At 35.2% G+C, this 22,841-nt stretch carries 16 protein-coding genes; 7 read left to right on the top strand and 9 right to left on the bottom strand.

Features of this window, described 5'->3' with window-relative positions:
- Position 1: 1 nt before the first annotated feature.
- Positions 2 to 2,920: a TonB-dependent receptor gene (locus tag R2Q59_RS01200; protein WP_316765197.1), complete on the bottom strand. Its 2,919-nt coding sequence runs from the start codon at positions 2,918 to 2,920 to the stop codon at positions 2 to 4.
- 205 nt (positions 2,921 to 3,125) lie between these two features.
- On the opposite strand from R2Q59_RS01200, the gene R2Q59_RS01195 reads away from it, so the two are divergent.
- From R2Q59_RS01195 to R2Q59_RS01185, 3 genes are read left to right on the top strand one after another with little or no spacing between them, the layout of a single operon-like run.
- Complete coding sequence (locus tag R2Q59_RS01195) at positions 3,126 to 5,558, top strand: penicillin acylase family protein (protein ID WP_316782945.1); 2,433 nt, start codon at positions 3,126 to 3,128, stop codon at positions 5,556 to 5,558.
- A gap of 2 nt (positions 5,559 to 5,560) precedes the next feature.
- Entirely contained in the window at positions 5,561 to 5,911 is a 351-nt protein-coding gene (locus tag R2Q59_RS01190; RefSeq protein WP_316765195.1) for a hypothetical protein, read from the top strand.
- Between the two features lie 11 nt (positions 5,912 to 5,922).
- Positions 5,923 to 6,921, top strand: coding sequence for an acyl transferase (locus tag R2Q59_RS01185; RefSeq protein WP_316782942.1), 999 nt, complete (start codon positions 5,923 to 5,925; stop codon positions 6,919 to 6,921).
- A 51-nt stretch (positions 6,922 to 6,972) separates the two neighbouring features.
- On the opposite strand, the gene tyrS is transcribed toward R2Q59_RS01185, so the two are convergent.
- Positions 6,973 to 8,259 (bottom strand): tyrosine--tRNA ligase, encoded by a 1,287-nt coding sequence (gene tyrS / locus R2Q59_RS01180; protein ID WP_316782938.1) that lies wholly within the window; start codon positions 8,257 to 8,259, stop codon positions 6,973 to 6,975.
- A 210-nt stretch (positions 8,260 to 8,469) separates the two neighbouring features.
- Between tyrS and R2Q59_RS01175 the strand changes: the two genes are divergently transcribed.
- The 4 genes from R2Q59_RS01175 (at position 8,470) to dapA (ending at position 13,800) form a co-directional block, all read left to right on the top strand.
- Positions 8,470 to 9,147, top strand: a complete 678-nt coding sequence (locus R2Q59_RS01175) for a hypothetical protein (RefSeq protein ID WP_316782935.1) — start codon at positions 8,470 to 8,472, stop codon at positions 9,145 to 9,147.
- Positions 9,148 to 9,244: 97 nt separating this feature from the next.
- Positions 9,245 to 10,735: a hypothetical protein gene (locus R2Q59_RS01170; RefSeq protein WP_316782932.1), complete on the top strand. Its 1,491-nt coding sequence runs from the start codon at positions 9,245 to 9,247 to the stop codon at positions 10,733 to 10,735.
- Positions 10,736 to 10,782: 47 nt separating this feature from the next.
- Positions 10,783 to 12,798, top strand: coding sequence for an NAD-dependent DNA ligase LigA (ligA, locus tag R2Q59_RS01165; RefSeq protein ID WP_316782929.1), 2,016 nt, complete (start codon positions 10,783 to 10,785; stop codon positions 12,796 to 12,798).
- A gap of 114 nt (positions 12,799 to 12,912) precedes the next feature.
- Positions 12,913 to 13,800, top strand: coding sequence for a 4-hydroxy-tetrahydrodipicolinate synthase (dapA, locus tag R2Q59_RS01160; protein ID WP_316782926.1), 888 nt, complete (start codon positions 12,913 to 12,915; stop codon positions 13,798 to 13,800).
- A gap of 105 nt (positions 13,801 to 13,905) precedes the next feature.
- On the opposite strand, the gene R2Q59_RS01155 is transcribed toward dapA, so the two are convergent.
- The 7 genes from R2Q59_RS01155 to murG all read right to left on the bottom strand — a co-directional run bounded on the left by R2Q59_RS01155 (position 13,906) and on the right by murG (position 22,725).
- Complete coding sequence (locus R2Q59_RS01155) at positions 13,906 to 14,082, bottom strand: histone H1 (protein WP_131553158.1); 177 nt, start codon at positions 14,080 to 14,082, stop codon at positions 13,906 to 13,908.
- Positions 14,083 to 14,336: 254 nt separating this feature from the next.
- Positions 14,337 to 15,578, bottom strand: coding sequence for an aminotransferase class I/II-fold pyridoxal phosphate-dependent enzyme (locus R2Q59_RS01150; RefSeq protein WP_316782925.1), 1,242 nt, complete (start codon positions 15,576 to 15,578; stop codon positions 14,337 to 14,339).
- Between the two features lie 306 nt (positions 15,579 to 15,884).
- Positions 15,885 to 17,534 (bottom strand): cell division protein FtsZ, encoded by a 1,650-nt coding sequence (gene ftsZ / locus R2Q59_RS01145; RefSeq protein ID WP_316782921.1) that lies wholly within the window; start codon positions 17,532 to 17,534, stop codon positions 15,885 to 15,887.
- Positions 17,535 to 17,662: 128 nt separating this feature from the next.
- Complete coding sequence (gene ftsA / locus R2Q59_RS01140; RefSeq protein ID WP_131553161.1) at positions 17,663 to 19,018, bottom strand: cell division protein FtsA; 1,356 nt, start codon at positions 19,016 to 19,018, stop codon at positions 17,663 to 17,665.
- Positions 19,019 to 19,067: 49 nt separating this feature from the next.
- A complete protein-coding gene (locus tag R2Q59_RS01135) occupies positions 19,068 to 20,180 on the bottom strand; it encodes a cell division protein FtsQ (RefSeq protein ID WP_316782916.1) in 1,113 nt (370 codons plus the stop codon).
- A complete protein-coding gene (gene murC / locus R2Q59_RS01130) occupies positions 20,173 to 21,525 on the bottom strand; it encodes a UDP-N-acetylmuramate--L-alanine ligase (RefSeq protein WP_316782913.1) in 1,353 nt (450 codons plus the stop codon). The genes R2Q59_RS01135 and murC overlap by 8 nt, the downstream gene beginning before the upstream one ends.
- 96 nt (positions 21,526 to 21,621) lie before the next feature.
- Positions 21,622 to 22,725, bottom strand: coding sequence for an undecaprenyldiphospho-muramoylpentapeptide beta-N-acetylglucosaminyltransferase (gene murG / locus R2Q59_RS01125; protein ID WP_316782910.1), 1,104 nt, complete (start codon positions 22,723 to 22,725; stop codon positions 21,622 to 21,624).
- Between the last annotated feature and the right edge of the window lie 116 nt (positions 22,726 to 22,841).

The following is a 22,841-nucleotide window of genomic DNA, read 5'->3' as shown; positions in this document are numbered from 1 at the left end:
ACTATGGGTTAAATGTATATGATAAATAATACAACGCTCCAACAGATGGATTACCAAATGATGTTTGATAGTATTTATTTAAAATGTTAGAACCACCTAATTTAATGATCGATTTAACCGAAGGCACTTTCAAGTTAACCTGCGCATCAAATGTAGAATATGATGGAACTTGACCTGTTGCGAATGTAGAACTCCACATGAAAGTATCTTGCCATCTGTACTGTACATTAAAGCCAAAGTTTTTAATGATCTCTCTGCTTCCAACACCAGCATTAAATCTCCATTCTGGCGTATTAAAGTTATTATCAAAGGTTGGAGATACATCGCTTAACTTGTTGTATGATGTATTACCGTTAAAGTTAAATTTACCTACTTGGTAGTCTAAACCAAATGCAGCACCGTAAGATTTAACTTCTTCGCTGATATTAACTGGTACATTGAACTTTACAGCAGTTGTTGTAGGATTTTGATATAATTCTACACCACCAATAAAATCTTTGTAGATGTTATAATAAACATAACCATCGATTAATAATTTACTTGTTGCTAGTCCTTTATAACCTATTTCAAAAGATTTAACACTTTCAGGACGTAAGCCTTCTGCATCAAAAGTATAGGCTTGCAATAAAGCTGGGTTAGGAGCGCCAGCTGCTGCAGATGCAACAAATGCCCTATAACTTGCTGATGTTACACCTTTATTGGTATTTAAGGCATATTTGTTAATTGATTCAGGTAAACCACCAATTAAACGAGTTGAACCTCCACCCACTGCCAAATCAATATATTGATCTTGAGTTGTTGGATTACGATAACCAGTTTGGAATGATGCTCTAATGTTGTTGTTAGGCGCAACGGTCCATACACCAGTTACACGAGGAGTAATTCTACCTTCAAAGTTTTTGCTTTTATCATAGCGACCAGCAACTGTCAATTTAAATTTCTCTCCAAACTTTTTACCCATTTGAACAAATGCACCATACTCATTAATGGTTATGTCACGAGTTGCATCATCAAATATAGTTCCGTCAGAATGCAAGAAGTAATCGCGATAAGATGCACCAACTTGTAACTCTACAACATTATTTAATGCGTTAGAGAAGTTGTACATACCTTCATAATGGAACAAATTGGTTTTATCATTAAACTTAGCACCATTTGCTGGGCCAATAGTTTTTTTGGTTATGGCATCTTTCGCAGTTTCATATCCAGCAGTACCAGGAATTAAACGACCAACATCTGCTTGAGATCTTGCAAAAGTTTGCGCAGCCGCATCTGTTTGACCAGCTTGTTTAGCAGCCGAATAATTTCCAATATATTGTGCATACCAACCTGTTAAGCCTCCAGATGGTTTCCAGGCTTCATTAATAAAAGTTCCAAGAATAGTAGCATTATAAGCTTCTCCCGAACGTTCTTGAGTAGTGTAACCTCTTAAGAAGAAATCTTGGCCTTTTAATTCTAATTTATATTGTCCTATGCTGAAGTTTCTTAGAGAATAACGATCAGTACCTGTGTAAACAGATGTTCCTGTTCCCCAATTAGCTTGTGCAATCGCTTCAATAGTATTACTGAATTTATAATGTAATGAAGTTGATGTTTTTAACGATTTAGTATCATAATCTACTAGATCACTTTCAGCATAACCTGTTCTAGATACAAATTGATTAGGCAACAATCCTGGAACTCTTAAACCAACATAAAAAGGCAAATAACTTTGGATGGTTGGTCTTAAAGCTGCTGGGAAAAAACCAAGTACCGCAGCCTGTTGTGCTGCAGATGGAGCAGCACCTGCGGCAACGCCTAATGCTGTAAAAGCTCCATTTAACGAAGTTTGAATATTTGGAATTGCACCTCCACTCGCTGCATTAACGCCTGCGATAATTCCAGAATTTAGTGATTGAGTTACATTCAGCATATTTTGGCTGATTTCATCACCATATACGTTTATACCATCATAATTTGGATCGCTACTTCTATCGCCACCTTTTAACTGACGAGCTGTTCTATCAAAATTACGTGTATCAGTAGCAGCCCAATCTTTTGCTTGTAAAAAACCAAATGAAGTTTTGAAACCGAATTTGTTATTCCAAGATTTTGCTAAACGAACATCTAATTGTTTAAATTCTTGAACGCCTTGGTTAGTATTGTTATCATCAACATGATTAATACCTGCTTTGTACATAAAACTTGCACCTTGATATTGATAAGGATTTTTTGAGGTCATTAGTAATGTACCATTAATACCACCAGCACCATATAATGCTGAAGCAGCACCAGGTAATAACTCAACATTATCTACATCCAACTCTGATAAACCTACAATATTACCTACTGAGAAATTTAAGCCTGGAGCTTGGTTATCCATTCCATCGATATACTGATTAAAACGTACGTTACCATTTGCGTTGAAACCACGAGTATTAACCGACTTGAAGGTTAAACTTTGAGTACTCATCTCCACTCCTTTTAAATTGTTCAATGCATCATAAAATGATGGAGCTGGCAACTCTTTTAATTGAGAAGAACTGATACGCTCTACAGAAACAGGAGATTCCAAAATACGTTCTGGTGTTCTAGATGCAGAAACAACTACTTCTTGGCCTAAAATCGCTCCACTTTCTAACTCAAAAGTTAAATTTGCAGTATTACTTGAAACCTCTCTTTCAACAGTAGTAAAGCCTATATAAGAAACTAATAAAGTAAATGGTGGCTTTTCTGTCGTGCTAAAAGAAAACTGTCCTTTTGAATCTGTAGATGACCCGATTGTCTTTCCTTTAACAGTTACGCTTACACCTGGTATCGGCTCTTTGGTCAGTTTATCCGTAACGGTACCACTAACCACTATGCTTTGCGCATGTACCGCAAGCCCAGTTGCAAGTAACATAAAAAGCATAAAAATGACTTTTGTAAAGATTTTGTTCATACTCAAAGTAGTTTATATTTGTTTATATAGTATAAACTTAGTACAAATTTTGAAACTAACAAATACTATGCTGTATAATTTCTTTATAATTTTTTAGACAAAATCTAATTTCATTGCATTTAAAATCAATTTTATAGTAAATTGCAGTCTATGCTTCTTTTAACAAGAACAAAATTCGATAACCAAATAAACTCATCTATAACTAATGAATAGAGTAAAAGCCCTCATCTGCATCATTATACCTATTTTATTGGCCTATGCATTAAACACTAAATTTGGTGATTTACCACCCATTTTAAAATTCCTAAATCCATTTACAGGTTTTTGGCAGAATGCCGAGAGTGATATGGTAAACACAAGCAAAAAAATGAAGCTAAAAGGAGCTCATGACAAAATAGATATCCTTTTTGATGACAAAATGATACCTCACGTTTTTGCCCAAAACGACCATGATGTTTATTATGCCCAAGGTTATGTTACTGCAATGCATCGCCTATGGCAAATGGATTTTCAAACTAGATTTGCCGCTGGAAGAATTTCTGAAGTTGTTGGAAAAAAAGCCATAGAAGTTGATCGCTACCAACGCAGAATGGGAATGGTTTATGGTGCCGAAAATTCGTTAAAAGGAATGATGGAAGATCCAAAAGCTAAGGAAATGATTTTGGCTTATACGGAAGGAATAAATGCTTACATCCATTCTTTATCAAGGGCAAATTTACCAGTAGAATATAAGTTGTTGGATTTTAAACCAGAAGATTGGACACCCATTAAATGTGCTTTACTACTTAAACAAATGTCAGCCGTTTTGGCAATGGGTTCTGATGAATTCTACATGACCAACATCCTTAAAAAATTTGGTCCCGAAATCACTAAAGATCTTTTCCCAGATTATCCTTTCAAAGAAAGTCCAATTATACCAGTAGGTACAAAATGGGATTTTACACCTCTACCAATTCCGCCAACTCCTGTAGGTTATACAGAAATGATGACTGGTGATATTAAAACAAAACAGAAAATAGAAGGAATTGGAAGTAATAACTGGGCGGTTTCAGGAGCAAAAACTAAATCTGGTTATCCAATTTTAGCAAACGATCCGCATTTAGATTTAACATTACCTTCAATTTGGTATCAGATTCAATTAAACGCACCAGGCTTAAATACTTATGGTGTTTCCCTTCCTGGTGCTCCTGGTGTTATTATCGGCTTTAATAAAGACATTGCTTGGGGCGTAACTAACGTGGCGGCTGATGTACTTGATTTTTATCAAATTAAATTCAAAGACAATTCGCATAAAAGTTATTGGTACAACAACAGCTGGAAAAATACCGTTCAACGTTTAGAAACCATAAAAATTAAAGGTAGCCCTGATGAAATTGATACTGTTTATTATACACATCAAGGACCAGTTGTTTATTTTCAGAAACCTAATTATGGTAAGGCAAATAATATTCCCATGGGAAATGCTTTAAGATGGATTGCTCATGATAAATCTAATGAATTACTGACTTTCTATTTGCTTAACAGAGGAAAAAATTATGCTGATTATAGAAAAGCTTTAACCTATTATACTGCTCCTGCCCAGAATTTTATATTTGCCAGTGCAGAGAATGATATCGCCATTACACCCAACGGTAAATTCCCTTTAAAATGGAAAGAACAAGGTAAATTCATTTTAGATGGCTCAGACCCAGCTAACGATTGGCAGGGTTGGATTCCTGCAAACCAAAATCCGACGGTTAAAAACCCGCCTAGAAACTTTGTGAGCTCGGCAAATCAATCATCAACCGATCCAACATATCCTTATTACATCAATTGGGAATTTGCTCCTTACGAGCGTGGTCAACGAATTAATGACAGGTTAACGGTTATGAAAGACGCTACAGCAGATAGCATGAGGGTTTTGCAAAGTGATTCTTACAGTATTACCGCACAAGATTTATTACCTCATATCTTGCCACTTATAGATGCAAGCAAACTAAATGCCACGCAAAAAGAGGCATTAAATATCACCACAAAGTGGAATAAATTTTTCGAATCAAAAGAAGTCGCTCCGAGTATCTTCGATTTATGGACTAAAAGGTTAAGCTTCGATATTTGGGATGATGAATTTACCATTTCAGACATCCCGATGCGTTATCCTTCTAGGGATAGAACAATTGAATTAATTAGAAATGACCCTAGCTCAAAGTGGTTCGATAACATTAAAACATCTAAAAATGAAATGCTAGCCGACTTGGTAAACGAATCATTTAAATTTGCTTGCGATAGTTTAGAACGAAAATATGGTTCTATTGGTAAAAATTGGTATTGGGGAAAAGTTAAAGGCACAAACGTTCCACACTTAGCTAAAATACCTGGCTTCGGTTCCAAAAAACTATTAATTGGTGGAGCCAAAAGCACAGTTAATGCCATAAGCGAAACTAATGGTCCATCATGGAGGATGGTAGTTGAGCTTGGGAAAAACGTAAAAGGTCATGGCGTTTATCCTGGCGGTCAATCTGGTAATCCAGGTAGTCCATATTACGATAACATGGTTGATACTTGGGCACAAGGAAAGCTATACGATTTGTTCTTCATGCAATCTCCAGATGATAGTGCTGGCAAAATAATTTCTCGTTATAAAATCTCAAAAAAATAAAAATGGTATTCATCGTCATCATTATAGCTTCTTTCTTATTGCAAATGGTTTTACCATGGTGGATTGTAATTGTTATCGCATTTGCAACCTGTGGTATAATTGGCAAAACAGGTAAAATATCCTTTTGGCAACCCTTCTTGGCTATTTTCACCTTGTGGATAGCGATGGCTTTGTTTAAAAGCTTACCAAATCATAATGTTTTAGCTACTCGTGTTGCAGAAATGTTGAGTGTGAAATTGTGGCCAATAGTTTTAGTAGTTACCGGTTTATTAGGCGGATTGGCAGCTGGCATAAGTGGCTATTGTGGTTATCATTTCAGAAAAGCAATGATTAGCATGAAAACTCCTGCCTAAATCATAATTGTTTGTACTTTTGTCCAGTGCATTTAACTCCTGAACAAATTTTTTCTATCGATACTGAAACAACTTTTAATGAAGTTGCTTTAACTGTTTTTGAGCATCAAGCTAAAAATTGTCAGGTTTATCATGATTATATTTCCCATTTGAAGGTTAATCCTTCATCAATAAAAAACTACAAGGAAATCCCTTTTTTACCGATTAGCTTTTTTAAAAGTCACCAAGTTTTAAGTACGAACCAAGAACCTCAAATTGTTTTCAGCAGCTCTGGTACAACGGGTCAAATAACTAGTAAACATTTAGTTAGTGATGTAAGTATTTACGAACAAAGTTTCAATAAGGCCTTCGAGCAATTTTACGGCAATCCCAAGGATATTTGCACCTTAGCATTGCTTCCATCCTATTTAGAACGAGAAGGTTCTTCTTTAATTTACATGGTTGATGATTTACTGAAACAAAGCCTACATCCAAAAAGTGGATATTTTCTTGATGATTTAACGAAGCTCTTCAACACCCTAACAGATTTAAAAAAAGCTAATCAAAAAACCATTCTAATAGGCGTTACTTATGCTTTATTAGATTTTGTAGAACAGTTTCAAATTGATTTTCCAGCGTTAATTGTAATGGAAACAGGCGGAATGAAAGGCAAAAGAAAAGAAATGGTACGGGAAGAATTACATGGTATTTTAACTTCAGGTTTTGGTGTAAAACATATTCACAGCGAATACGGGATGACCGAATTACTTTCTCAAGGTTATTCTTATGGAGAAGGTATTTTCAATTGCCCACCTTGGATGAAAATCTTGTTAAGAGACACCTCAGACCCATTAAGTTTATTACAAAACAGGCAAAGCGGAGGAATTAATGTAATTGATTTGGCTAACATCAACTCTTGCTCTTTTATCGCTACCCAAGACTTAGGAAAAATTTATGCAGACGGCAGCTTTGAAGTACTGGGCAGGTTTGACAATGCTGATATCAGAGGATGTAATTTGTTGGTGCAATAAAAAATCCCAATCTTTTCAGAATGGGATTTGATTTATAATATTTAAAGGTTACTATTCCGCTATCAATAAGAAATAGTTTTTCTTACCTTTTTGCACAACAATAAACTGATTGTTAATCAAATCACTTGTTCCAAAAGTTGATGTAATTTCTGGAACCTTAACTTTATTCACGCTCAATCCACCACCTTGAACAGTTTTTTTAACTTCTCCTTTTGATGGAAATACAGTGGTTTTTTCTGCTAGCAATGTAGCCACATCAATTCCATCAGCTAATTCAGCTTTTGATATGGTGAATTGAGGGACACCTTCAAAAATCTCTAAAACACTTTTAGAATTTAATGTTTGCAAAAACTCAACAGCACCGTTTCCAAATAAAAACTCTGATGTTTTTATCGCAGTTTCTAACGCTTCCTTTGAGTGAGTTCTGATGGTAATATCTTCAGCCAAAGCTTTTTGTAAAATACGCAAGTGTGGAGCAGTATCATGCTCTTGTTCTAACGCCTCTATCTCTTCTTGTGTTTTTAATGTGAAAATTCTAATCCATTTTTTCACATCGTCATCAGAAGAGTTTAACCAAAACTGGTAATATTTATAAGGCGAAGTTTTTTCTGCGTTTAACCAAACAGCACCACTTTCCGTTTTACCAAATTTAGTACCGTCTGCTTTTTTAATCAATTGCGTAGTAATGGCATAAGCTGTGCCTTGGTCTTTTCTTCTAATCAACTCTGTTCCAGTAACAATGTTACCCCATTGGTCAGAACCACCCATTTGCAGCACACAGTTATGGTGTTTCCACAAGTAGTAAAAATCATAACCTTGTACCAATTGATAACTAAATTCTGTAAAAGACATTCCAGTTTCACCTTCCAAACGTTTTTTAACGCTGTCTTTTGCCATCATGTAGTTTACCGTGATGTGTTTACCAACATCACGTATAAAGTCTAAGAAGTTCATGTTTTTGAACCAATCAGCATTATTAACCATAATAGCGCCATTACCAGCATCTTCAAACTTCAAAAACTTTGCAAGTTGGGTTTTCATTCCTGCTAAGTTGTGAGCTACCATTTCTTCAGTCTGCAGGTTTCTCTCATCAGATTTACCTGAAGGGTCGCCAACCATACCTGTAGCACCACCTACCAAAGCAACTGGTTTGTGTCCAGCATTTTGAAAATGGATTAAGGTCATGATTTGAGTGAGGTGACCAATATGCAATGAATCGGCAGTTGGGTCAAAACCAATATAACCTGCACACATTGCCTCATTCAGCTTTTCTTCTGTATTTGGCATAATGTCATGCAACATCCCTCTCCAACGCAATTCATCAACAAAGTTTTTCATAAGTATAGTTTATTTTCAATGGTATTCAAGCGATCATCATCGAGCCAATAATATTGCTGAGATGATGATGGATCTCATTTCTTCCTATTTTAGGTCGCAAAGATACTTTTTTAAGGAGAAAGACCAAAGTCCAAAGCGTAAAGCAAATAACGATACTGCTTAATTTAAATAAGCCTTGGTCTTTTAGCATTATTCTTTTAGCTTCACGATATGAATTTCCTTTCGCATTTTTATTTTGAAAGAGAAAACCAAGATGCAAATATGGTTATTGGAACCGTATTGCCAGATTTGGTTAAAAATGCACACAAGGACTGGAATTTATATCCTCAAAAAACAGAAGAACTTTTTATTGATGATATGCAACTAAATTCTCTCTTAACAGGATGGAAACGACACCTGAAAGTAGATTTACTTTTCCACTCCTCCAACTTCTTCAATACAGAGACAGCAAAACTAAAACAACTCCTGCTGCCTATTCTAAATGACAGTCCAGTTCGTCCATCATTTTTAGCACATATCGGGGTGGAATTAGTTCTAGACCATCTATTAGTTATAAACAGGAAAATAGATATAGCATCATTCTATGACCATTTAAACAAAGTTGATGATATTGTGCTTAACGATTTCCTTAAAAAAAGTGGAAGCGACGATACGGAAACCTTCTTTAAATTTTTAAACAGTTTTAGGTCGAGCAGGTATTTATTGAGCTATCAAAAGTTAGAGAATATCAGCTATGCATTACAAAGAATCTGTATGCGTTTATGGGTGCATCCTTTTGATGAAACAACTGTTAACTTACTCACAGAACAAATTGCCCTTTACAAAACAATGCTTGAGAAAAACTACTTAGATATTTTTGAAGAGATTGAAAACAAACTCGAAATCTAGTTCATTAATTAACAAGACTTTAAAAAGTAGCCATTTCAAATCCATCTATATAATCTTAGGTTTTTATATATTCATCAATTAATAAATTAAACCCTCGATGAAATTTAAATTAACCTACTCGATCCTATTACTACTTTCCTCATTTTCAGCGCTAGCTCAATCCCAATTAAAAGTTTTTAAAAAGCCTGAATGGAATATCATCAGTTCAACTGATAGTCGTTACGGCTCTACTCTACAATTGTCTAATAACAATGTTGCAATGATTGTTAACGCACCTAAAGTAGATTTTGCAGTTGTTACAATAGATGGAAATTTGAATCAAAAATGGATAACATCTTTTGAAGGATTTCCGATGGCAATAGGGAAGTTTAAAGATAAAATTTTAGTTGTTGCAGCAACAGACCACTCTTATTTCAAAAGTTTTACTAACACCTTTGTTGGTTATTTATTAGATGAAACCACTGGAAAACTAGTTTCCAAAAAAATAATTTACGATGGTAGTGTAGATTTTATCGAAGAACCTAGATTCTATTTTGCAGAAGATGGTTCTTATTTCAAAATGTCAGTTAGATTAACTGCAATGAAAAAGAAGGTTCGTATTGGTTTACCAATAATCGGCGCATATACAGCATTAAAAGTAGAAAAGGATTATTCAACAACTGTTGATTTTAATTTTATTGATTTCGACAATCAATTAAATGCTTCTCAAAAGACAAATCCATTTATGCCTGATGGGCAAACTTGGAACTCCATGTGCGGAGATGACGGGAGTTTCATAATCATGACTAAAGACAGCAAGTTGGGTAAAATTAATGTAGCAACATACATTTCGGGAAAAAGAGAACCTCTTAAAACTGTAAGTGTCCCTGTAGATTTTTACAAAAATACTAATGGTGGAGAAATCAAATTTGCTGGGAGTAAAGCACCTTTGGTTAACTATTTTTCAATGATGTATAAAAATCTTGAAAAGGATATCTGTTTACTTGTTGCCAAAATAGATTTTAAAACAGGAACATATCTTATACAAAAAGAAGTCATGGATAAGGACCACATCAGGGATTTACAAAAGTCTTTTGTACCTGTTAATAAAAAATTTAACGACCTAGATTTTAGGGATGCCAACTTTTTAGATGTTACAAGTATTAAAGAATATAATAATCAATTATTAGTCAGTGTAGTACCTTTCACTCAATATACGCAAAATGGCGCCCCTGTTTTTGCTCTAGCTGAATCTGTTTTGTTGAATATGTACGATTTACAATTAAAATCGCAATATCATCAATTTTTACCACGCACCTATAAAAGCAAAACTGGAGAAGGCTCAGAAATTGCATTTAACCAAAAAAATGATGTCTTAAGAATGATTGCCAATAAAACTGGTATTGATGTTATTTATGCAGAAATGGATATGAAAACTGGTAAAATGATTCGACTTAACGAAGTTCCTAAAGATGGAATTAAAGGCAGTTATTATGCAAATACCGAAACATTATGGTGGCAAGACCTATCTTTCACTATTCCCTTTGCCGAAAGGAGAGGATTATTTAGTGATAAAATTGATGTCCAATTTTTACAATTGAGCTATTAGTAGGTTTCAATTAAAAGAAAAATAACATCCATTCATTATATTTGTCTATGTCTATTTTTGCGGTAAAAGAACAAATGGATGCCTTGGTTGCAGAGTTAAACCAGCATACTTACAATTATTATGTTTTGGCAATGCCTACCATTGCCGATTATGAGTTTGACAAAAAACTAGAAGAGCTTTCGAAATTAGAAAAAGAGCATCCAGAATTAGCCGACCCAAACTCTCCTACCCAAAAAGTTGGTGGCGATATCACTAAAAATTTCATCACGGTAAAACACAAATGGCCAATGTTATCATTGGGCAATACTTATAACGAACAAGATTTAAGAGATTTTGATGAACGTGTTAGAAAAGCCATTGGAGATGATTTTGAATATGTGTGTGAGTTAAAATTTGATGGCTTATCAATAAGTTTAACTTACGAAAATGGAGTTTTAGTTAGGGCTGTAACTCGTGGAGATGGCACACAAGGTGATGATGTAACCAATAATATTAAAACTATCCATACCATTCCTCATCGTTCAAAAGGAAATGAAATTCCTGATATTTTTGAAATTAGAGGCGAGGTATTTATGCATCGTGCTGCTTTTGAAAAACTGAATAAGGAAAGAGAAGAATTAGGTGAAGTTGCTTATGCAAACCCAAGAAATTTTGCTGCAGGAACAGTAAAGATGCAAGACTCCAAGGAAGTAAGCAAACGCCCGTTAGATTGTTTTCTATACGCTTTAAATAGTGAGAAACAATTATTTAAAACACATTGGGAAAGTTTACAAACCGTAAAAAACTGGGGCTTTCACGTTTCTGAACATAGCAAATTAGTAAACAATATTGATGCTGTTTTAGAATTTATCTCTCAATGGGAAAACCAACGATTTAAATTGAGTTATGATATTGATGGCATTGTAATTAAAGTTAATAGTTATGCGCAACAACAGGAGTTAGGCTTTACTGCAAAATCTCCCCGTTGGGCAATTTCTTATAAATATAAAGCTGCCGAAGTTCAAACTGTTTTAGAAAAAGTAACTTATCAAGTTGGAAGAACTGGGGCTGTTACGCCTGTTGCCAATCTGAAACCAGTTTTATTGGCCGGAACAACGGTAAAACGTGCTACTTTGCACAATGCAGATGAGATTATACGTTTAGACTTACACGAAAACGATACTGTTTTTGTTGAAAAAGGTGGAGAGATTATTCCTAAAATCATTAAGGTTAACTTAGATTTAAGGAGGCCAGGTTCATTACCAGTTGTTTATACTACTCATTGCCCTGAATGCGGAACCAAACTGATTAGAAAAGAAGGTGAAGTAGCTTTTTATTGCCCGAATGATGAAGGTTGCCCGCCTCAAATAGTGGGAAAAATTCAACATTTCATTGGTCGCAAAGCGATGAATATAGACGGTTTGGGAGATGAAACAATTGAGGCTTTTTACCAAAGAGGATTAGTTTCACATATCAGTGATTTATATACTTTAAAGGAAAAAGCTGATGAGCTAAAAACGATAGAACGTTTTGGCGAGAAATCGATAGAGAATATGCTAAAAGGTATTGAAGACTCTAAACAAATGCCTTTTGAAAAACTACTGTTCGGATTAGGAATTAGATATGTGGGCGAAACTGTGGCTAAGAAACTGGCAAGAGGCTTAAAAAACATAGATAACTTAGCAAAAGCGTCTATTGAAGATTTAATAGCAGTTGATGAAATTGGTGGAAGAATAGCTGAAAGCATTCAAGATTATTTCAGCAAACCAGAACATTTACAACAAATAGTGCTTTTAAAAGCTGCTGGATTACAATTTGAGGTAGTAGAAAATGAAGTATTATTGCAAAGCGATAAACTTATTGGAAAAACATTCGTAATTTCGGGAGTTTTCGAAAAGCATAGTAGAGAAGAACTTAAGGCGATAATTGAAGAAAACGGTGGGAAGATTTTAAGCGGAATTTCTGCTAAACTCGATTATTTAGTAGCTGGAGATAATATGGGACCATCCAAATTAGAAAAAGCAACAAAGCTAAACATCCCGTTAATAAGTGAAGAACAGCTTATTGAAATGATTGAATCATAGTTTGTCATTCAGAGCGATGCGAAGAATCTATTTTTGAGATTCCTTCCCGATAATCGGGACAAGCTATTCTTCGGAATGATAAGACTATAATAAATAATATATACTACTAAAAAAATGAACAAATTTCACGGAACTGGTGTAGCCTTAGTTACACCTTTTAACACAGACGGATCGGTAGATTATCAGGGATTAAAAAAACTGATCAATCACTTGGTTGATGGAGGTATAGATTACCTTGTATCATTAGGTACAACAGGCGAAACAGCCACATTGAACAAGGACGAGAAGAAGAAGGTGTGGGATTTTACCGCTGAAATTAATGATGGTCGTTTACCTTTAGTAGCAGGTATTGGCGGCAATGATACTTATGTTATTGGCGATGCCATTAAAACATTCGAGAACAACAACTACAGTGCTGTGCTTTCTGTAAGTCCATATTATAGTAAACCTACTCAAGAAGGAATTTACCAGCATTATAAATATTTAAGTGAGTTAAGTGAGTTGCCAATTATCTTGTACAATGTTCCAGGCAGAACAGGAAGTAACATGAGTGCAGAAACAACTTGTCGCTTAGCTCACGATTTTAAGAATGTAATTGCAACAAAAGAAGCTTCAGGCAGTTTTGAGCAGTTCAATCAAATCATGAGGGATAAACCAGAAGATTTTCTACTAATCTCTGGAGATGACCCTATTGCTTTGCCGATGATTTCAATTGGTGCTGTTGGTGTAATTTCTGTTGTTGGAAATGCATTGCCTCAGCAATTATCTGATATGATTAGGTTATGCTTAAAAGGCGATTTTGCAAAAGCCCTACCTGCTCATTTAAGCTTATTGGAGATAACAAGGCTGATGTTTGCAGAAGGAAATCCTGCAGGCGTTAAAGCAGTTTTAAAGCAATTAAACATTTGCGATGATATAGTTAGGTTACCGTTGGTAAAGGCTTCTTCGACATTGAATAAAAGCCTTGCTGAGCAATTAGAAAGTTTATCAGCTTTAGTTTAAAATCTTATCATCTTCGTATCTTAAATATCCTAATTAAGATTAAGAGTAATAAAAAAAAGCGCCTCGGTTAAGGGCGCTTTTCTTTTTTCAAACAAAAAATGCTAATTAAGCTTTGTTTTTAGTCTCTTGAACTTCTAAGCGGATTGCTTGAGCTAAGTTTTTTAAATCTTGCATACCTTTACGTACACGAGTTCCAGCTGCGCTGTTAGCTTTGTTGTAGAATTTGTCTGCATCAGCTTCTAAAGCTGCAACAAGTGCTTTAACTTCTTCGAATTTTTTCATTTTTTAATTACTCCTTTTAGTTTTTTTTAAGGTTTTGATTAATACTCTAATACTAAAGTAAGATGTTTATTTTAATAAAAAAATTTTTGTGAAAATAAAAAAAACCTCAAATAGCTGTTTTTTTCCACATTTAAGTGGGTTATAAACAAGTACATAACAAAAAAACCAGCTTTATAGGCTGATTTTCAATGTTTTGACTTATTCACAAAATAAAAGCGCCCTTTAATGTACATTAAGGGCGCTTTTTATATTTTTTAAGTTACTGGCACTTTAGCACTTGCATAAACACCATTTTTTAACTTTTCAGAGACTTCACTAAATGCATCAAGTGTTCTTTGTACATCTTCCATTGTGTGTACTGCAGTTGGGATAAGTCTTAACTCAATCATTCCCTTTGGTATAACCGGATAAACTACAATAGAACAGAAAATACCATAGTTTTCACGTAAATCCATTGTTAATGCCGTAGCTTCTAATAATTCTCCTTTTAAGAAAACTGGTGTAACAACAGTGTCGGTAACACCAATATCAAAACCTCTTTCTTTTAAACCGTTTTGTAAAGTTGTAGCAACCTTCCAAAGTTTCTCTCTTAATTCCGGATTGTTTTTTAACAACTCTAAACGTTTCAACAAACCAATAACCATTGGCATCGGCAATGCCTTTGCATAAGTTTGAGAACGTAAGTTATATCTAAAATAGTTAGTCAAATCTTTAGTTGAGGCTACGAAACCTCCAATACCTGCCATAGATTTAGCAAATGTTCCAAAATACACATCTATCCCTTCTATACAGTTTTGTGCTTCGTGCGTACCTGCGCCTGTCGGCCCCATTGTACCGAAACCATGTGCATCATCAATTAACAAACGGAAATTAAAATCCTTTTTAAGGTCTATAATTTCTTTTAGTTTACCTTGAGCGCCCGACATACCGAAAACTCCTTCAGTAATTACTAAAATTCCACCACCGTTAGCTGCTGCCAATTTTGTAGCTCTTTCTAACTGTTTGCGGCAATCATCAATATCATTGTGTTTGTAAACAAAACGTTTACCCATATGTAGGCGTAATCCGTCTATAATACAAGCGTGAGATTCTCCATCATAAACAACCACATCTTTTCTATCTACCAAGGCATCAATAATAGATACCATACCTTGATAACCGTAGTTCAATACAAAAGCATCTTCCTTACCAACAAAATCAGCTAATTCTTGCTCTAATTGTTCGTGATATTTAGAGTTTCCAGACATCATACGAGCACCCATCGGGTAAGCCATACCAAAATCTTCCGCTCCTTGCGCATCAGCTTTTCTAACTTCAGGGTGATTAGCTAAGCCTAGGTAGTTATTTAAACTCCAAACCAAATGCTCCTTACCTCTAAAGTTCATGTGTGGTGCAATCTCTCCCTCTAATTTCGGAAAAGAAAAATATCCATGAGACCATTCAAAATGTTCCCCAATTGGGCCCATGCGCTTCGTTAGTTTTTCGAAAATATCCAATGTAGTTATATTTAGTGTTATCTATTATTATTAGTTTGGCAAATTTAAGGTTAAAATCCCTATTTAACAAGGTGTAAAACGCTCTCCAAACCGAAAATTGGAAATGCTTGTTGAATTTGGGCATATCCCAAGCTGCGCAAGGGTCGGGCTATCCGTTACAATCTTTTGGCACCTTCGCATTCGCTCAGGTTGATGCCAAAAGGATTTTCACTTCTATCCCTTATGCAGACCGACAAACCTCAATCATAGAACAAAAAAGCCTTAACAATTTTCATCGTTAAGGCTTTAAATTATTTGTTTGATTTGTTAGTCCACATTATCATGTAAGAATGAATTGTTTGGTCTAATCTCAGTAGAGCCATCCTCATCATTACTTAAAGTAAACCTAGAAACTTGAGATTCAGAAGAATGTTGAACTTGTTGCAATTGCATTTGTTTGCGTTTGTAAGCTGGTTCGTTTTCTAGTTCTTGTAAACCATTGGTAGTACGTAATTTTAAGCTCAAATCTTTTAATCTTAAAATACGTTCTCTAGATTTTTTCAATTGGTCTTCAACTGAATCATCATTTTTATCATCATCCAAACCAACCTCTTCAACTTGCGCAACTGGCTCAGGAACTGTTTCAATTTCTTCTTCTAAATCAAATTGAGCAATTGGTGTTTCAAAAACAAAATCAGTTTCTGATACCTTAACCTCAAATTCAAAACCTGATTCTTGAACCTCTGCAGCAGGAGTTTCTTCTACTAATTGATGTACGATAGTAGCATTATTTTGAGTTTCCTCTTCAACTTTTGGAGCTCTATTTAAGTTAAATAAATCGCCAAATAAGTCAGATTGTTTTTGGTCTTCTTGTATTTTTAAAACTGGTTCAGCACTTACTGGCTCTGGTTTAGCTTCAATAAAAGAATTAACTGGTTCAACTGGTCTTACTAGAGGAGCTTCTTCAGGAGTTAGTAAAGAAATTTTCTTTACATTCTGTCTGTCTTTAGCTCTTTGTTCTGTAGTTTGGAAACCAGTAGCAATAATAGTTACTGATAACCTGTCTTCTAAAGCTTCATCGATACAGTTACCCCAAATTAAATCAGCAGAAAGACCAGCTTTATCTTGAATATAATCTGTAATGATAGTTACCTCATCCATGGTTACTTCACGTACACCAGAACTAATATTTAATAAGATGTATCTAGCACCTTCAATTTCGTTATCTTTTAATAATGGAGATGCCAACGCACCTTCCACAGCAGCTAAAGCTCTATTTTCGCCTTCTGCAGAAAAACTTCCCATGATAGAAACACCACTATCTTTCATTACAGTGCTCACATCCTTAAAATCAACGTTGATGTAACCAGGAACAGTAATAATTTCAGCAATGCCTTTAGCAGCGGTTGTTAAAATATCATCCGCTTGTGCGAAAGCTGAACCTAGTGTTAAGTTGCCAAAAATTTCACGCAACCTATCGTTAGAAATAACCAGGTAAGAATCTACATATTTCTTCAACTCTTCCATTCCATCATCAGCTTGCATTTTACGTCTTTTACCTTCAAAGGCAAATGGCGTTGTAATGATTGCTACTGTTAAAATCCCAAGTTCTTTTGCTGCTTTTGCAATAATCGGACTAGCACCTGTACCAGTACCACCACCCATACCTGCCGTAATAAAAAGCATTTTGGTTGTGCTACCTAACATCGCTTTGATGTCGTCGATATTTTCAATTGCAGAGTTTTTACCAACTTCTGGCTGAGCACCTGCACCCATACCTTCAGTTAAGCTAGCGCCTAATTGTACCTTGTTAGGAATTGGGCTAAACTCCAATGCTTGCGCATCAGTATTACAAATAATAAAGTCTACACCAGTAATTCCTTGACGGTACATATGGTTTACCGCATTACCTCCACCGCCACCAACACCAATTACTTTGATGATTGACGACTTATCTTTTAACATTTCGAACTTCATATCGTTATGAATCAGTTGTTTAAAAATTGAAATTTCTGTTCATCTCCTTTTGTAATATTAACACTTTTTTAACAGGCGTTTTCCACAAGTGTTAATAATGTGGAAAAATCCCAAATTGTGGAAAAATATTACGGCTTGATGTAATCCTCATCACTCACATTCATATCATCCTTGATGAAATCTGTGGTTTTTTTAAGTAGCTTATCAAACAAACCTGCACGTTTTACTTTTTCTTTCGCCACTGTTGGCTGCTCAACAAATACGCCTGGTTGTTTCATTTCTTCCAATAACTCTTCAGCTTTTTGAATTCCTTTAATTAACAATCCAACAGATGTTGCATACATTGGGCTCTTTAAATCATCGTAAACATTTTTGGCCATGTCTTCGTACTTAGACAAATGTTCGTTTGGATAACCAACACGACAATCTAATCCGGTTACGTACTCTACCAATTGGTTTAGATGTTTTAATAACGCTCCACCACCAGTAATTACTACACCACCAATCAATTTTTTCTCATAGCCTGAAGATTTAATTTCATAGTAAACATGCTCAACTATCTCTTCCATACGGGCTTGGATTACATAAGCTAAGTTTTTTACAGAAATTTCTTTTGGCTCTCTACCACGTAAACCAGGTACGCAAATAATTTCATTCTCTTTATTTTCTTCAGCCAATGCCGAACCGAAACGAGTTTTTAACAACTCTGCTTGGTTACGCATTACCGAACAACCTTCTCTAATATCTTCAGTTACACTGTTACCACCAAATGGGATAACCGCTGTATGGCGAATAATACCTTCGTGGAAAATGGCAATATCAGTAGTACCGCCGCCTATATCAACTAAACAAACACCTGCTTCTTTTTCTTCGTCGCTCAACACCGATTCTGAAGATGCAAGAGGTTCTAAAATTAACTCTTGAGTTTGTAAACCTGCATTGGTTACACAACGCATGATATTTTTTACTGCCGTAACTTGACCAGAGATAATGTGGAAGTTCGCTTCTAAACGAACGCCTGCCATACCAATTGGGTCTTTGATGCCTGGCTCATTATCAATAGTAAATTCTTGAGGCAATACATGAATAATTTCTTCGCCTGGAGGCATCACTAATTTAAACATGTCATCCACCAATTTATCGATGTCTTTCTTGCTAATTTCGTTCTGCAGCTCTCTACGAGTTAAAATTCCACGATGTTGTAAACTTTTGATATGCTGACCGGCAATACCAACATTTACCACACGAATTTCTACGTTAGATTGGCTACTTGCCAATTCTACTGCAGCGGCAATTCCTTGAACTGTTTTTTGGATATTTGAAACCACTCCGCGAGTTACCCCAGCAGATTCGGCCTTACCTATTCCTAAAACTTCAATTTTGTCGTGTTGTGTTCTGCGCCCCACGATAACACAAATCTTCGTTGTACCAATATCTAATCCTACTACGATTGGAGATTGAATGGTAGATTTTTCTTTGCCCATAACTTTAATTTTTGTCGAGTTTATTTATTTGTTCTTCTTGGTATCTGTTTTATCTTTTGTTTGCAACAACAGGTTTTGTCTTATCCTTAGTTGTTGTATTTGTTTTTGCAGGCGTTGTAACCGATGTTTTGCTTGGTGTTTTCTCTGCAGTTTTTTCTTTAGTAATAATCGGTTTAATATCCGTTGCAGTTGCAGTCTTTGGTTTTACAACTTCCTTTTTAACTGTCGTTGAGCTTTTAACTGCAGGCACAGTTTTAACTTCATTGGCCTCTGCTGCTGCTTTTTTTATTTCATCATTTATGGCAGATTGAACAACTGAATCAACAGAGCTTTTAACAACTGCATTGGAATCTATCAGTACTGGTGTTACTTTTTTAATTCCAGTGGTGTCATTCTTCTCACAAACAATCTGATTAATGTATTTTAAGTTGATTGTTTTATAAGCACCCCAACCTACCAATGGCATTGCCTGTTTGTAAAAGGCCAACAAATTATTCATTTTGGTTGCTATCGAATCCGCGTTACCTAAAATTATTCTTTGATTGCCCACTCTAGGAATCAACTCAATATCACTTTTATCGTTTACAAAAATTTGCTCAATTTGTGCGTTCCACAATGTATCCTTTTTAATAAACAAGGCTGTTTTATACAAATCTCCAGCCATAGGTGTAAATAATGTATCAACCTTACCACCAAAACCTTCTAAAATATTTCCCGTTGCCACTAAAACATCAGCAGTAAAATTTGGCGACATTGGCATTTTTAGGCCATCGCTATCTATGTAATAATCTTGTCCGCCAGCATTTAAAATCCTTAAAACTGGCTCACGTTGTTTAACCTCAATTTTAATTAGTCCATCCATGTCTACATACACTTTAGCAAAAGCGATGTAAGGATTAGATTTTAATGCTTTTTCAATCTGATGAATATTTATCTCTTCTAAACTCCGACCAACCAATTCACCTTGGCTTTGTTTTAAAATAGCATCAATTTCTTCTCTTTCTATAAAATTATCTGCCCCAGGAATTAGTATTTCTACTTTAGTGCATTTAACTGTTTGTTTCTTAATTTCAATGAAACTCATCAATACCACCATTCCTGCCAAGCAAGTAAGCCAAGCAAAACCTTTAAAAATCGCTTTCCAATTAATTCTTTTAAGCATGATTTAAAGCATTTTTTAGTGGTGCAATTAAAGTATCTATGTCTCCAGCTCCAACCGTCAAAAGTAGTTCAGGATTTTTGTTCTTTATGTTCTCTACAGCTAAATCTTTTCCACATAATTCTTTATGAGTTAAAGTAATTTTATCTAACAACATTTGCGAATTAACACCTTCAATAGACAATTCTCTAGCTGGATATATTTCTAACAAAACAAGCTCATCAGCCGTGCTTAAAACCTTTGCAAAATCATCAGCAAAATCACGAGTTCTTGTAAATAAGTGCGGCTGGAAAATCACTGTTAATTTCTTATCAGGATGTAATTGTCTAACCGCATCAAAACAAGCTCTTAACTCTTCAGGATGATGTGCATAATCATCTATATAAATATGTTCTGGTGTGTTAACCAAAGTTTCGAACCTGCGCTTTACACCTTTAAAAGATGCTACAGCCTTTTTTATACTTTTAGGATGAATACCTAAACTTAATGCTACACCAATGGCTGCAACTGCATTTTCTACATTATGCTTACCAGGCATTGCCAGGCTTAAATCTTTTATAGATGTATATCCATCACTAAAATCGAAAACAAAATTTCCATTTTCTACGTGGATATTACTAGCAACTAAAGCAGAATTTGAGTCGGCACTGTAAGTTATTCCCTGTAAAGGCAAACCATCTTTAACGAATAACTTCCCATCGGCTTTTAACTGGTTGGCAAACAAATGAAACGATTCATGTAAGTGACTTTCATCGCCATAAATATCTAAATGGTCTGCATCCATAGAGGTTACTACAGCAACATCTGGATGAAGGGTTAAAAACGAACGGTCGTATTCATCGGCTTCTACAACCACCACATTGTTCTTTCCGAAAAGCACATTGCTATTGTAGTTACTGGTTATTCCACCTAAAAATGCGGTGCAACCAAAACCAGTATCCGTTAAGATATGAGCAATCATAGATGAAGTTGTTGTTTTGCCATGGGTTCCGGCCACAGCGATACAAAACATACCCTCACTTATAATTCCTAAAACCTCAGAGCGTTTTTTTAGGCTAAAACCATTGTTAATAAAATGATTTAAAATCTTAGAATTTTTAGGAATAGCTGGCGTATAAACAACTAAAGTATCATCATGATTTTTCTGAAAACAAATAGATACAGCTGCTTCTTCATCTAAATAGGTAACCAAAATTCCTTCGTGTTCTAACTCGATAGTTAAATTAGTTCTGGTTTTATCATAGCCACAAACAACAACCCCACGTTTCGCAAAATAACGAGCAAGCGCACTCATACCGATGCCACCGATACCTACGAAATAAACTCTATTTATATTTGCTAACTCCATTTTTTTGAGCTGAAAGCGAAAAGACTAAAGCTAAAAACTGCCTTCCCGATGTTTACATTTATCTTATTTTTGCTTTGGTCTTTATGCTTTAGACTTTCAGCTTTTTACCAATTTTAAAACTTCTTCTGCTATAACCCTATCTGCATCTTGCAATGCCATTTTACCTATATTTTCACTTAATATTTTACAACGTTCCTTGTTCTGCAATAACTTTAAAGCTTCAAAAACCAAAGTATCTTCAGCAGAACGGTCGTTAATTAAAATAGCCGCATCGTTTTTAACCAAAGCCATTGCATTTTTAGTTTGATGGTCTTCTGCTACGTTTGGCGAAGGCACTAAAATCACAGGTTTTTTAATTAAACAAAGCTCTGCAATGGTTCCTGCTCCAGCTCTTGAAATAATTACATCTGCTGCTGCATAAGCGAGATCCATTTTATTTAAAAATTCTAAAATCACCACGTTAGGATGATAAGCACCTAACCTTTCTATGATTTCTTTATAATAGAATTTTCCAGTTTGCCATACTACCTGCACATCTTGTGAGATGATTTCTGGCAAATGTTTCTCTATACTTTTATTTAAGGTTCTTGCACCTAAACTACCCCCAGTAACTAAGATTATTTTCTTTAAGGGGTCTAGTTTTAACAACTCTGCTCCTGCGAAATGTTTATCCTTAATATCAACTATGTTTGTTCTTACTGGGTTTCCAGTTTTTAATATTCTATCTGCTGGAAAAAATTGTTCCATTCCATCAAAAGCCACACAAATTTTAGCCGCTCCCTTGCCCAACAGTTTATTTGTTACGCCAGCATAAGAATTTTGTTCTTGTATCAAATAAGGTACCTTTTTTAATGAGGCAGCATATAATAAAGGTCCAGAAGCGAAACCGCCAACACCAACTACTGCATCTGGCTTGAAATCTGAAATCAATTTCATCGCCTTGCGTACACTTACTATAACTTTAAAGGGTAAGCCTAAATTTTTTAAAATAGAACCTCTTTGTATGCCACTAATATTTAAACCCACAATCTTATATCCAGCGGCAGGAACTTTTTCCATTTCCATTCTTCCCACTGCACCCACAAAAAGAATCTCGCAATTAGGCGAAATGCTTTTTAAGGCATTGGCTATGGCAACGGCGGGAAATATATGCCCGCCTGTGCCACCTCCAGATATGATAATTTTTGGGAAATTATTCATTGTTAAATTTTTCTTAGCCTTTTCAAAGCCTCTCTAAATAGAGAAGCTTTTGAAGACTGGGTGTTTATTTGTTTGTTTCTTTAATTCTATTTTTTACCGCAAAGAGTAAAAGTTTT

Origin of the sequence: Pedobacter frigiditerrae (genome assembly GCF_032678705.1) — a bacterium.
Classification (GTDB): Bacteria; Bacteroidota; Bacteroidia; order Sphingobacteriales; family Sphingobacteriaceae; genus Pedobacter; species Pedobacter frigiditerrae_A.
This window is presented reverse-complemented; position numbering and strand designations above follow the sequence as displayed.

Excerpts from the sequence above, each read along its gene's own strand:
- murC (WP_316782913.1), bottom strand. The coding sequence starts at position 21,525 with ATGGAGTTAGCAAATATAAATAGAGTTTATTTCGTAGGTATCGGTGGC.
- dapA (WP_316782926.1), top strand. The coding sequence starts at position 12,913 with ATGAACAAATTTCACGGAACTGGTGTAGCCTTAGTTACACCTTTTAAC.
- ftsZ (WP_316782921.1), bottom strand. The coding sequence starts at position 17,534 with ATGAAGTTCGAAATGTTAAAAGATAAGTCGTCAATCATCAAAGTAATT.
- R2Q59_RS01175 (WP_316782935.1), top strand. The coding sequence starts at position 8,470 with ATGAATTTCCTTTCGCATTTTTATTTTGAAAGAGAAAACCAAGATGCA.
- tyrS (WP_316782938.1), bottom strand. The coding sequence starts at position 8,259 with ATGAAAAACTTTGTTGATGAATTGCGTTGGAGAGGGATGTTGCATGAC.
- R2Q59_RS01195 (WP_316782945.1), top strand. The coding sequence starts at position 3,126 with ATGAATAGAGTAAAAGCCCTCATCTGCATCATTATACCTATTTTATTG.
- R2Q59_RS01155 (WP_131553158.1), bottom strand. The coding sequence starts at position 14,082 with ATGAAAAAATTCGAAGAAGTTAAAGCACTTGTTGCAGCTTTAGAAGCT.
- R2Q59_RS01135 (WP_316782916.1), bottom strand. The coding sequence starts at position 20,180 with ATGCTTAAAAGAATTAATTGGAAAGCGATTTTTAAAGGTTTTGCTTGG.
- R2Q59_RS01190 (WP_316765195.1), top strand. The coding sequence starts at position 5,561 with ATGGTATTCATCGTCATCATTATAGCTTCTTTCTTATTGCAAATGGTT.
- R2Q59_RS01170 (WP_316782932.1), top strand. The coding sequence starts at position 9,245 with ATGAAATTTAAATTAACCTACTCGATCCTATTACTACTTTCCTCATTT.
- ligA (WP_316782929.1), top strand. The coding sequence starts at position 10,783 with ATGTCTATTTTTGCGGTAAAAGAACAAATGGATGCCTTGGTTGCAGAG.
- R2Q59_RS01200 (WP_316765197.1), bottom strand. The coding sequence starts at position 2,920 with ATGAACAAAATCTTTACAAAAGTCATTTTTATGCTTTTTATGTTACTT.
- murG (WP_316782910.1), bottom strand. The coding sequence starts at position 22,725 with ATGAATAATTTCCCAAAAATTATCATATCTGGAGGTGGCACAGGCGGG.
- ftsA (WP_131553161.1), bottom strand. The coding sequence starts at position 19,018 with ATGGGCAAAGAAAAATCTACCATTCAATCTCCAATCGTAGTAGGATTA.